This is a genomic window from Pseudonocardia kunmingensis (assembly GCF_006716445.1).
Lineage (GTDB): Bacteria > Actinomycetota > Actinomycetes > Mycobacteriales > Pseudonocardiaceae > Pseudonocardia > Pseudonocardia kunmingensis.
Genome location: NZ_VFPA01000001.1, coordinates 2702409 through 2714042, shown reverse-complemented (window position 1 = coordinate 2714042; position 11634 = coordinate 2702409). Strand labels below are relative to the sequence as shown.

Sequence of the window (11634 nt, the reverse complement as noted above, 5' to 3'; positions counted from 1 at the left end):
GCCGAAGCTGCATGGACCGCAAGCGCCTGCTCCGCAACCCGCTGATCTGGATCCTCGCCGCGATCCTGGTCTACTTCACGTTCAGCGTGCTCTTCGACGACACGCGCGGCTACACGCGGGTGGACACCTCGGTGGCGCTCACGCAGATCGAGAGCGGCAACGTCACCCAGGCGCTCGTGGAGGACCGCGAGCAACGCCTGCGTCTCACCCTCGCCCAGCCGGTCGAAGGCAACACCCAGATCCTCACCCAGTACCCGGCGCAGACCGCGGGCACGATCTTCGAGTCGCTCGAGAACGCGAGCAACAACCCGTCGTTCAACACGACGGTCCGTCAGGACTCGTTCCTGATGACGATGTTGATCTACCTGATCCCGCTCGGCCTGGTGCTGCTCATCCTGTTCTGGATGATGAACAACGCCCAGGGCGGTGGGAACCGGGTGATGTCCTTCGGCAAGTCGAAGGCCAAGCAGCTCAACAAGGACATGCCGAAGACCACCTTCGGTGACGTCGCGGGCGCCGACGAGGCGGTCGAGGAGCTGTACGAGATCAAGGACTTCCTGCAGAACCCGGCCCGCTACCAGGCGCTCGGCGCGAAGATCCCGAAGGGCGTGCTGCTCTACGGCCCGCCCGGCACCGGTAAGACGCTGCTGGCGCGCGCGGTCGCGGGCGAGGCGGGCGTGCCGTTCTACACGATCTCCGGCTCCGACTTCGTCGAGATGTTCGTCGGTGTCGGTGCCTCCCGGGTGCGCGACCTGTTCGAGCAGGCCAAGCAGAACTCCCCGTGCATCATCTTCGTCGACGAGATCGACGCGGTCGGCCGCCAGCGCGGCGCGGGCCTCGGCGGTGGTCACGACGAACGCGAGCAGACGCTCAACCAGCTGCTCGTCGAGATGGACGGCTTCGACGCCCGCGGCGGGATCATCCTGATCGCGGCCACGAACCGCCCCGACATCCTCGACCCCGCGCTGCTGCGGCCCGGCCGCTTCGACCGGCAGATCCCGGTGGCCGCGCCCGACCTCGCGGGTCGCAAGGCCATCCTCGGCGTCCACTCGAAGGGCAAGCCGTTCGCGCCCGACGTCGACTTCGAGGGGCTCGCCAAGCGCACCGTCGGGATGTCCGGCGCCGACCTGGCCAACGTCATCAACGAAGCCGCGCTGCTCACCGCGCGCGAGAGCGGCACGCTCATCACGGGGGCGGCGCTGGAGGAGTCGGTCGACCGGGTCGTGGGCGGTCCACGGCGCAAGTCGAAGATCATCTCCGAGCAGGAGAAGAAGATCACGGCCTACCACGAGGGCGGCCACGCGCTGGCCGCGTGGGCGATGCCCGACCTGGAGCCGGTCTACAAGCTCACGATCCTGCCGCGCGGGCGCACCGGCGGGCACGCCCTCGTCGTCCCCGAGGACGACAAGGGCCTGATGACGCGCTCCGAGATGATCGGGCGGCTGGTCTTCGCGATGGGTGGGCGCAGTGCCGAGGAGCTCGTGTTCCACGAGCCGACCACGGGTGCGTCCAGCGACATCGACCAGGCCACCAAGATCGCCAAGGCGATGGTCACCGAGTACGGCATGAGCGCTCGCCTCGGTGCCGTCCGCTACGGGCGCGACCAGGGCGACCCGTTCCTCGGCCGCTCGATGGGCGCCCAGGCCGACTACTCGCTCGAGGTCGCCCACGAGATCGACGAGGAGGTGCGCGCCCTCATCGAGGCGGCGCACACCGAGGCGTGGGAGATCCTCAACACCTACCGGGACGTGCTCGACGACCTGGTGTTCGAGCTGCTCGAGAAGGAGACGCTCACCCGCATCGACCTCGAGCGCATCTTCGACCGGGTCGAGAAGCGGCCGCGGATCACCGCGTTCAACGACTTCGGTGACCGCACGCCGTCGGACAAGCCGCCGATCAAGACCCCGGCCGAGCGGGCCCGCGAGCGCGGCGAGCCCTGGCCGCCGCACGCCGAGCCCGTGCGCGAGCCCGCGCCCGTCGGCTCCTACCCCGGTGGGAGCAACGGCGTGCCCGCGCCCGGTCCCAACGGTGGCCCGGTGCCGACCCCCGGCCCGCACGGCGGCTACCCCGGTGGGCCGGGCCAGCCTCCGCCGTTCCCGGCCGCCTACCCGGGGCAGCCGGTCCCGCAGCAGCCGTGGGGCGCCCCGCCGCCGCAGCAGCAGCCCAACTCGGTGCCGCACAACTACGGTGCTCCGCCCGACTGGCGCCCGGCCACCACGCCGCACGGGCAGAGCTGGCCGCCTGCGGGCCACCGGCCGCAGCAGGCGCCCCAGCCGTGGGCCGCTCCGCCGCCGCCGCCACCACCGCCCACGGCCAACGGCCACGGCAGCGGCACCACCGGCAGCGGCACCACCGGCACCACCGGCGAGGCGCCGGCCGTTCCCGAGCAGCAGGCGTCGCCGCCCGAGCGCGCCACGGGTGAGGAGAACGACCCCGACAAGGGTGGCTCGCGCTGAGCACTGCAGCACGGGGGTCCACGGCGGCCGCGGGGGCGGCGCGCAACGGCCGTCCCGGGGTCGACCACGCCCGCGCCGAGGCCGCGGTGCGGGAGCTGCTCATCGCCGTGGGCGAGGACCCGGACCGCGAGGGACTGCGCGAGACGCCCGCACGCGTGGCGCGCGCGTACGAGGAGATCTTCCAGGGGCTCTACTCCGATCCCGACGAGGTGCTGGACCGCACGTTCGACGAGCACCACCAGGAGCTGATCCTGGTCAAGGACATCCCGATGTTCTCGATGTGCGAGCACCACCTGGTGCCGTTCCACGGTGTGGCGCACGTCGGGTACATCCCGAACATCGACGGGCGGGTCACGGGCCTGTCGAAGCTCGCGCGCCTCGTCGACCTCTACGCGCGGCGGCCGCAGGTGCAGGAACGCCTCACCGCGCAGGTGGCCGACGCCCTGAGGCGCAAGCTCGAGCCCCAAGGCGTCATCGTCGTGATCGAGGCGGAGCACCTCTGCATGGGCATGCGCGGCATCCGGAAGCCGGGCTCGCGCACCATCACCTCCGCCGTGCGCGGCATGCTCCAGTCGTCGCCGACGTCGCGCGCGGAGGCGCTGTCGCTGATCCGGAGCGGGTGACCGCGGTGGTCACCGCTCTCCCCCGCCCGCAGCGGTGCGTCGTGATGGGCATCCTCAACGTCACGCCCGACTCCTTCTCCGACGGCGGCCGTTTCATCGACCGCGACCAGGCCGTGGCCCACGGTGTGGCGATGCGGCACGCGGGCGCCGACCTGGTCGACGTGGGCGGGGAGTCCACCCGGCCCGGCGCGGCCCGGGTCGAGCCCGAGGTGGAGCGCGACCGGGTGCTGCCGGTGGTGCGCGAGCTGGTCGCCGAAGGCGTCCCGGTCAGCATCGACACCACCCGCGCCGCGGTGGCCGACGCCGCGGTCGCGGCCGGCGCCACCGTCGTCAACGACGTGTCCGGCGGGATGGCGGACCCGGCCATGGGGTCCGCGGTGGCCGCGGCGGGCGTCCCGTGGATCCTCATGCACTGGCGCGGGCACAGCGACCGCATGTCCTCGCTCGCGCGCTACGACGACGTCGTCACCGACGTGCGGGACGAGCTCGTCGCGCGTGTCGACGCGGCGGTGCTGGCCGGCGTCGACCCCGGGCGGCTGGTGCTCGACCCCGGGCTGGGCTTCGCGAAGACCGCCGCCCACAACTGGGCGCTGCTGCACCGGCTCGACGTGCTCGTCGGGCTCGGGTTCCCGGTGCTGGTGGGCGCCTCGCGCAAGCGGTTCCTCGGTGACCTGCTGGCCGACGGCGAGGGTGCCGCGCGGGTGGCGCGCGACCGGGACGCCGCCACCGCCGCGGTGAGCGCGCTCGCCGCCCACGAGGGCGCCTGGGGGGTGCGCGTGCACGACGTCGGCGGCACGCTCGACGCGGTGCACGTGGCGGCGGCCTGGCGCCACGGAGCTCCGGTGCAGGAGGTCGGGTAGTGATGGATCGCATCGAGCTGCGCGGGCTGCGGGTGCGCGGTCGCCACGGCGTGTACGAGCACGAGCGCCGGGACGGGCAGGACTTCGTCGTGGACGTCACCGTGTGGATGGACCTCGGCGCCGCCGCCCGTTCCGACGACCTCGCCGACACCCTCGACTACGGCGCGCTGGCCCAGCGGGCCGCCGCGATCGTGGGCGGGGAGCCGTGCGACCTCATCGAGACCGTCGCCGGCCGCGTGGCCGATGACGTGTTCGGTGACGCGCGCGTGCAGGCCGTCGAGGTCGTGGTGCACAAGCCGCACGCCCCGATCCCGCTGGAGTTCGCCGACGTCGCGGTCGTGGCCCACCGTTCCCGGCTCCGTCCCGGCCGGGTGGTGCCGGCGTGACGCGTGCCGTGCTCTCGCTCGGCTCGAACCTCGGTGACCGGTTCGGCCACCTGCAGGCGGCGGTCGCGGGGTTCGGCGAGGCCGTGCGGGCGGTGTCGCCCGTCTACGAGACCGCCCCGTGGGGCGGCGTCGCGCAGGACGACTTCCTCAACGCGGTGCTCGTCGTCCAGGACGCGGGCACGGACGCGTGGGGCTGGTTGCGCCGCGGCCAGGAGCTGGAGCGGGCCGCCGAGCGCGTGCGCGAGGTGCGGTGGGGCCCGCGCACGCTCGACGTCGACGTCGTCACCGTGCAGGGACCCGACGGGGCCGTCGCGAGCGAGGACCCCGAGCTGCTGCTCCCGCATCCCGGCACACCGCAGCGGGCCACCGTGCTGCGCCCGTGGCTCGACGTCGAGCCGGAGGCGGTGCTGCCCGGCCACGGGCCGGTCGCCGCGCTCCTCGCGACGCTCGGCCCGGACGCGGAGAACGGGATGCGCCGCCGCGACGACCTCGTGCTGGTGGGTGCGCGCCGGTGAAGCAGACCCGGCCCCGCGACCTCTTCGCCGTCGGACTCGTGGTGGCGGTGCTGGCCAACCTCGGCATCCGGCTGTCCTACGGCTCGCTCCCGCAGATCCCGCTGCTCGCGGGGGCCACGTTCGGCGTGCTCGGCATCGCGGAGGCGATCGCGGGCAACGCGTTGCGGGCCCGCATCCGCCGCCGTCCCGGCACCGAACCGGTGCAGCCGCTCGTCGCGGCCCGCGCCGTCATGGTGGCCAAGGCCTCCGCGCTGGCCGGAGCCATCATGGCGGGCGTGTGGACCGGTCTGCTGGCGCACGTGCTGCCCCAGGCGGGCGAGATCACGGCGGCGTCGAACGACTCCCTGTCCGGCGGGATCGCGCTCGTCTGCGCCCTCGGGCTGGTCGCCGGGGCGCTGTGGCTGGAGCACTGCTGCCGCACCCCGGACGACGAGCCCGGCGACGAGCCGCACGGTCGCGCCACGGGCGCTGATCACCCGTAGGCTCGCCCCCCGTGACCGAGCCGACGCGCGTCATCCCGATGCCCACCCCGGGCCGGCAGCGGCGCGCCGTGCTCGCCCCGGTCCTCGGCCTGATCGCGCTCGGGTTCTGCGGCCTGGTGGTGCTCGGCCTGGTGGGCAACAGCGTGGGGACCGCGGGGGTGCTGGTCGGCGCGCTCGGTGCGCTGCTCCCGGTCGTCCCGGTCGTCGCCACGTTCCTCTGGATCGACCGCTGGGAGCCGGAGCCGCCGCGCACCCTGCTGTTCGCGTTCCTGTGGGGCGCCTGCTTCGCCGCGCTGACCGCGCTGCTGATCAACACGAGCGCCAGCATCGTCGTCGAGCAGGCGCTCGGCAGCGGCAGCGGCGACCTGCTCGGAGCCGTGGTCGTGGCCCCGGTCGTCGAGGAGGCGGTGAAGGGGGCGTTCCTCGTCGGGCTGCTGGTGTTCCGGCGCCGCGAGTTCGACGGCGTCGTCGACGGGATCGTCTACGCCGGACTGGTGGCCGCCGGCTTCGCGTTCACCGAGAACATCCTCTACCTCGGGCGGGCGTTCACCGAGGACGCCGGGGTGGGGCAGGTGGGCAGCGTGCTCGCGGTGCTGGTGCTGCGCGGTGTGTTCTCCCCGTTCGCGCACCCGCTGTTCACGGCGATGATCGGGATCGGGGCCGGCGTCGCCGCCCGCACCACGAGCGTGGCCGTGCGCATCGCGGCGGTGACGATCGGGTTCCTCGTCGCGGTGGCGCTGCACTCGCTGTGGAACACCTCCGCCTCCGTCCCCGGGAACAGCCTGTTCCTGGTGGTGTACGGCTTCGTGATGGTGCCGGTGTTCCTTGCCCTCGTCGCGGTGGTCGTCTGGCAGCGGCGTCGCGAGCAGCGGATCGTGGCCGCGCAGCTGCCCGGCTTCGCGGCCGCCGGGTGGATCGTGCCCAGCGAGGTCCCGCTGCTGGCCAGCATGGCGGGCCGCCAGGGCTGGCGCGCAGCCGTGCGCAGGCGCTCGGGCCGCAAGGTCGCCAAGGCCGTGGCGGACTACCAGGCGGCGGTCACCGAGCTCGCGTTCCTGCGGCACCGCCTCGCGCGCGGCACCGTGGGCGCCCACGGCCCGATGTGGCACGCCGAGGCGGTCGAGGCGGTGCGCGCGGCCCGCGCCCGGGCCGTGGGGCACCCGGAGGCGCTCACGGTGGCCATCCGCCGCCACGGCCCGCCCGGCTGGACCCCGCCCCCGCCCGGGCCGCCCCCCGGCCAGTGGCCGGCCACGCCGCCCCCGTCGGCCCCGGGGCACGCGCCCTGGTGACCCGGCCGCCCGGACCGGTGAAGCCCGTCACCGGATGTGCTGCCGTCCCGGCCCGCCCGGTTAACCTTTCCGCGCATCGTCCGGTACCCCCTGCGGGACTGGAACGAGTGAGGAGCGGACGTCGATGACTGCTGGCAGGCCTGCCCGGCTCGCGGTGGGCGTCGTGTCGGCGGGGCGCGTCGGTGCCGTCGTCGGCGCGGCGTGGGCCGCCGCCGGGCACCACGTCGTGGCCACGTCGGGCGTCTCCCGGGCCTCGGTCACCCGCGCCGCCGCCCTGCTGCCCGACGTCCCGCTGCTGCCGCCCGACCAGGTCGTGGCCGGCTCGGACCTCGCGCTGCTGGCCGTCCCCGACGACGTGCTGCCCGGCCTCGTACGGGGCCTCGCCGCGGCAGGCAGCTTCCGGGCCGGTCAGATCGTCGTGCACACCTCGGGCGCGCACGGCATCGCGGTCCTCCGACCCGCCGCCGAGCACGGCGTGCTGCCGCTCGCCCTGCACCCGGTCCTGACGTTCACCGGCCGCACCGAGGACGTGGCCCGCCTCACCGGCGCGAGCGTCGGCGTCACGGCCGACCCCGGTGACGAGGCCGCCTGGAGCGTCGGCGAGGCGCTCGTGGTCGAGATGGGCGCGGAGCCGGTGCGGGTGGCGGAGGAGGTCCGGCCGCTCTACCACGCGGCGCTGGCCCACGGCGCCAACCACCTCGTCACGCTCGTGCGCGACTGCGTCGAGACGCTCGAGCGCGCCGGCGTCGGCCCGGCGGAGCGGCTCGTCGCCCCGCTGCTCTCGGCGGCGCTGGACAACGCGCTGCGCCACGGCGACCGCGCGCTCACCGGCCCGGTCGCCCGCGGCGACGTCGACACCGTGCGCCTGCACCGCCACGAGCTGGCCGCCGCCGACCCGGACCTCGCCGAGACCTACCGCGTGCTCGCGGCCCGCACCGCGCGCCGGGCGTCGGCGGCGGGCCTGCTGCCCGAGCACGCCGCGCACGAGGTGCTCGCCACCCTCGAGGAGAAGCCGTGACCCGACCGATGGCCGCCTCACCCCTCGGCGGCGGTGCCCGCACCCTCGGCGGTTACCGGTCCGGGGCGCTGACCGTGCACCGCTCACCCGCCGAGATCGCCCCGGTCACCCGCGCGTTGCGGGCCGCGGGGCGCAAGGTGGCGCTGGTGCCGACGATGGGCGCCCTGCACGAGGGGCACCGGGAGCTGATCCGGCACGCCCGCCGGGCGCCGGGCTCGGTCGTCCCCGCCGTGTCGATCTTCGTGAACCCGCTGCAGTTCGGCGCGGGTGAGGACCTCGACCGCTACCCGCGCCCCCTCGAGGCGGACCTGGAGGCCTGCCGGGAGGAGGGCGTCGAGCTGGTGTTCCTGCCCGGCGTGGCGGACATGTACCCCGACGGCGCCGACACCACGGTGGTGCCCGGCGCGCTGGGCGACCACCTCGAGGGCGCGGTGCGCCCCGGGCACTTCGGCGGCGTGCTCACGGTGGTGGCGAAGCTGTTCCACATCGTGGCGCCCGACCTCGCCTTCTTCGGCGAGAAGGACTACCAGCAGCTGGTCCTGGTCCAGAAGATGGTCCGGGACCTGGACTTCCCGCTGTCGGTGGTCGGGGTGCCCACCGTCCGCGAGCCGGACGGGCTGGCGATCTCCTCGCGCAACGCCTACCTCTCGCCCGACGAGCGGCGCCGCGCGCCCGCGCTGCACCGCGCGCTCGCGGCGGGGGCGGGGGTGTCGGCCCGCGGGCCGCAGGCGGTGCTCGACGCGGCGCACGCCGCGCTCGCCGAGGAGCCGGCGCTGCAGGTCGAGTACGTGGAGCTCACCGACCCGCAGCTCGGACCCGACCCGCAGGCCGGACGTGCCCGGCTGCTCGCCGCCGCGCGCCTCGGCCGCACGCGGCTGATCGACAACGTCGCCGTGCAGCTGTAGGTCGTGGTGCTGCTCTGCGTGGACGTCGGGAACACCCAGATCGCGCTGGGGCTCTACGCCGACGAGCCGGGCGGGGCCGACGAGCTCGACCCGCCGCTCGTGCGCGACTGGCGGATGCGCACCGACCCGCGCATGACCGCCGACGAGCTGAGCGTCGCGTTCGACGCCCTGCTCGGCCCGTACGCGGCGCAGGTGACGGGCGTCGCGGCGCTGTCGACCGTGCCGACGCTGCTGCGCGAGCTGCGGCTGCTCATCGACCGCAGGGACGTGCCGGCGGTCGTCGTCGGGCCGGGGGTGCGCACCGGGGTGCCGCTGCTGGTCGACAACCCCCGCGAGGTGGGCGCCGACCGCGTCATGAACACCCTCGCCGCGCACCGGCTCCACGACACCGCGTGCGTGGTGGTCGACTTCGGCACGTCCACCAACATCGACGTCGTCTCCGCGAAGGGCGAGTTCCTCGGTGGCGCGCTCGCGCCGGGGATCGAGATCTCCCTGGAGGCGCTGGCCACCCGCGCCGCCGCGCTGCGCACCGTCGAGCTGGTGCGCCCGCGCTCGGTGATCGGCAAGAACACGGTCGAGTGCCTGCAGTCCGGCCTGCTCTTCGGCGTCGCGGGCCAGGTGGACGGTCTCGTGCGGCGCATCGTCGCCGAGCTCGGGCCGAAGGCCGGGCCGGTGACCGTGCTCGGGACCGGGGGGCTGGCGCCGCTGGTCGCCGGCGAGTCGGAGACGATCACCGAGTTCGTGCCGGACCTCACGCTGCTCGGACTGCGCCTGACCTACCTGCGCAACATCCGCACCACGTCGGTGACCAGCGGCAGCTCGAACTCCCCCGACGCGGTCTCGGGGCGGGTGGCGAGGTAGGCGCGGAGCCGGGCGAGGGCGGCCTCGCGCTCGTCGGGCTCCGCGGTGAGCGCCCACGAATGGGTGCGCAGGGTGGCGACGAGCCCGTCGACCGTGGTGGGCACCAGGTTGGCGAACTGCGCGTACCCGTCCTGGGTGAACGCCGGGTGGTCGGGCAGCCGGGGCTCGTCGTCCGGCTCCCGTACGACGTGCGAGGCCCACGCGCCGGCCTCGTGGAACCCGCGCACCCACTCCACGTGCGCGTCGTCGCCGTTCCAGAGCGCCGCGAGGACGCCGCCCGGCCGCAGGACGCGGGCGATCTCCGCGTAGGCGCGCTCGGGGTCGAACCAGTGCCACGCCTGCCCGACGAGGACCGCGTCGACGGCGGCGTCCGGCAGCGGGATCTCCTCCGCGCTGCCCTCGCGGGCGTCGACGCCCGGAACGCGCGTACGCAGCTCGGCCCGCATCGCGGGGTCGGGCTCGACGGCGACCACTGTGCCGCGCGGGAGCAGCGAGGTGGTGAGCTTCCCGGTACCCGCGGCGAGGTCCAGCAGCTGCAGGCCGGCCCCGCCGGGGAGTGGTGCCAGGGCCCAGTCCACGGCGGCGTCCGGGTACCCGGGCCGGTGCAGCGCGTACTGGGTGGCCGCGGAACCGAACGAACGAGCCCGGTGCGGGTCCATGATCCGACCGTACGGCCACGCCGTGGTGCGAGGCGACGGAAACTCCGTCGAGCGGCGTCACTACCCTTGACACGTGAGCAACGAGCCCCCCACCAGCCCCGACGACGACCTGCCCGAGCAGATGCGGGTGCGGCGGGCCAAGCGGGCGGCGATGCTGGAGCAGGATCGCGAGCCGTACCCCGTCGCCGTCGAGCGCACCCACACGCTGCGCGAGGTCCGCGAGGCGCATCCGGACCTGCCGCCCGACACCGCCACCGGCGACGTGGTCGCCGTCGCCGGACGCGTGATGTTCCTGCGCAACACCGGCAAGCTCTGCTTCGCCACGCTGCGCGAGGGCGACGGCACCGAGCTGCAGGCGATGCTGTCGCTCGCGCTCGTCGGGGAGGAGGAGCTCGCGCGCTGGAAGGCGCAGGTCGACCTGGGCGACCACGTCGTCGTGCACGGCGAGGTGCTCACCTCGCGCCGCGGCGAGCTGTCGGTGATGGCCGACCGCTGGCAGATGGCGGCGAAGGCGCTGCGGCCGCTGCCGGTGGTGCACCGCGAGCTGTCGGAGGAGACGCGCGTGCGGCAGCGCTACGTCGACCTCATCGTCCGGCCGCAGGCGCGCGAGATGGTCCATCGTCGCGCCGAGGTCCTGCGCACGGTGCGCGAGGTGCTCGACGCGCGGTCGTTCGTCGAGGTCGAGACGCCGATGCTGCAGCTGCTGCACGGCGGCGCCACCGCGCGTCCGTTCGTGACGCACGCCAACGCGCTCGACAGCGATCTGTACCTGCGGATCGCCACCGAACTGTTCCTCAAGCGCTGCGTCGTGGGCGGGATCGAGCGCGTCTTCGAGATCAATCGCGTCTTCCGCAACGAGGGGATCGACTCCACCCACTCGCCCGAGTTCACCACGTTGGAGGCCTACCAGGCCTACGCCACCTACGACGATATGGCCGTTCTGACGCGCGACTTGGTGCAGGCCTGCGCCCGGGCGGTGTTCGGCAGCACGGTGGTGCGGCACGCGGACGGCTCCGAGCACGATCTGGGTGGCGAGTGGCGGTCGGTCACGATGCACGAGGCGGTGTCGCAAGCAGTCGGCGAGGAGGTGACCCCGGACACTTCCGCGGAACGGCTCCACAAGCTCGCCGCCACCCATGACGTCGAAGTCGAGGAAACGGCCTCCGCCGGCGCGATCGTGCTCGAACTGTTCGAGAAGCTCGTCGAGCACACCCTGCAGGAGCCGACATTCGTGCGCGACTACCCGATCGAGCTACGGCCGCTGGCCAGGCAGCACCGGGACGACCCGCGGCTGGCCGAGGCCTGGGACCTCTTCATCTTCGGCACCGAGCTCGGCGTGGCCTACTCCGAGCTCGTCGATCCGGTGGACCAGCGGGAAAGGCTCACCGCCCAGGCGATGGCGGCTGCGGCCGGCGACCCCGAGGCGATGCAGCTCGACGAGGACTACCTGCGCGCCATGGAGTACGGATTGCCGCCGACCGGGGGCATGGGAATGGGCATCGACCGGCTGCTCATGACCCTCACCGGGCTGGGAATCCGCGAAACCATTCTGTACCCGCTCGTGCGTTCTGAGTAACTGCCCG

12 protein-coding genes are annotated in these 11634 nt (G+C 74.2%); 11 read left to right on the top strand and 1 reads right to left on the bottom strand.

Going from position 1 to position 11634, the window contains the following annotated elements; genetic code table 11:
- The first annotated feature begins 11 nt into the window (after window positions 1–11).
- The 10 genes from ftsH (at window position 12) to FB558_RS12885 (ending at window position 9392) form a co-directional block, all read left to right on the top strand.
- The gene (ftsH, locus tag FB558_RS12930) at window positions 12–2456 is read left to right on the top strand and encodes an ATP-dependent zinc metalloprotease FtsH (RefSeq protein ID WP_142052212.1); all 2445 of its coding nucleotides are present in this window, start codon (window positions 12–14) and stop codon (window positions 2454–2456) included.
- On the top strand, window positions 2453–3079 hold the full coding sequence (folE, locus tag FB558_RS12925; protein ID WP_142052209.1) for a GTP cyclohydrolase I FolE: 627 nt from the start codon (window positions 2453–2455) through the stop codon (window positions 3077–3079). The genes ftsH and folE overlap by 4 nt, the downstream gene beginning before the upstream one ends.
- 44 nt (window positions 3080–3123) lie before the next feature.
- A complete protein-coding gene (gene folP / locus FB558_RS12920; protein WP_142054113.1) occupies window positions 3124–3939 on the top strand; it encodes a dihydropteroate synthase in 816 nt (271 codons plus the stop codon).
- Window positions 3939–4325: a dihydroneopterin aldolase gene (gene folB, locus FB558_RS12915; RefSeq protein WP_142052206.1), complete on the top strand. Its 387-nt coding sequence runs from the start codon at window positions 3939–3941 to the stop codon at window positions 4323–4325. The genes folP and folB overlap by 1 nt, the downstream gene beginning before the upstream one ends.
- The gene (gene folK / locus FB558_RS12910; RefSeq protein WP_142052203.1) at window positions 4322–4840 is read left to right on the top strand and encodes a 2-amino-4-hydroxy-6-hydroxymethyldihydropteridine diphosphokinase; all 519 of its coding nucleotides are present in this window, start codon (window positions 4322–4324) and stop codon (window positions 4838–4840) included. The genes folB and folK overlap by 4 nt, the downstream gene beginning before the upstream one ends.
- Window positions 4837–5322, top strand: coding sequence for a DUF3180 domain-containing protein (locus tag FB558_RS12905; protein ID WP_142052200.1), 486 nt, complete (start codon window positions 4837–4839; stop codon window positions 5320–5322). Before folK ends, FB558_RS12905 begins: the two co-directional genes overlap by 4 nt.
- Before the next feature lie 11 nt (window positions 5323–5333).
- Entirely contained in the window at window positions 5334–6608 is a 1275-nt protein-coding gene (locus FB558_RS12900) for a PrsW family intramembrane metalloprotease (protein WP_246106396.1), read from the top strand.
- Between the two features lie 124 nt (window positions 6609–6732).
- The gene (locus FB558_RS12895) at window positions 6733–7626 is read left to right on the top strand and encodes a Rossmann-like and DUF2520 domain-containing protein (protein ID WP_142052196.1); all 894 of its coding nucleotides are present in this window, start codon (window positions 6733–6735) and stop codon (window positions 7624–7626) included.
- Between the two features lie 8 nt (window positions 7627–7634).
- Window positions 7635–8531, top strand: coding sequence for a pantoate--beta-alanine ligase (gene panC / locus FB558_RS12890; protein ID WP_142054108.1), 897 nt, complete (start codon window positions 7635–7637; stop codon window positions 8529–8531).
- Window positions 8532–8537: 6 nt separating this feature from the next.
- Complete coding sequence (locus FB558_RS12885) at window positions 8538–9392, top strand: type III pantothenate kinase (RefSeq protein ID WP_142054109.1); 855 nt, start codon at window positions 8538–8540, stop codon at window positions 9390–9392.
- Here the strand turns inward: FB558_RS12885 and FB558_RS12880 are convergent.
- Complete coding sequence (locus tag FB558_RS12880; RefSeq protein ID WP_142052193.1) at window positions 9308–10051, bottom strand: class I SAM-dependent methyltransferase; 744 nt, start codon at window positions 10049–10051, stop codon at window positions 9308–9310. The two genes, FB558_RS12885 and FB558_RS12880, sit on opposite strands and share 85 nt — an antisense overlap.
- 121 nt (window positions 10052–10172) lie before the next feature.
- Here FB558_RS12880 and lysS point away from each other — a divergent pair, with 121 nt between their 5' ends.
- Window positions 10173–11627, top strand: coding sequence for a lysine--tRNA ligase (lysS, locus tag FB558_RS12875; RefSeq protein ID WP_142054106.1), 1455 nt, complete (start codon window positions 10173–10175; stop codon window positions 11625–11627).
- Window positions 11628–11634: the final 7 nt, after the last annotated feature.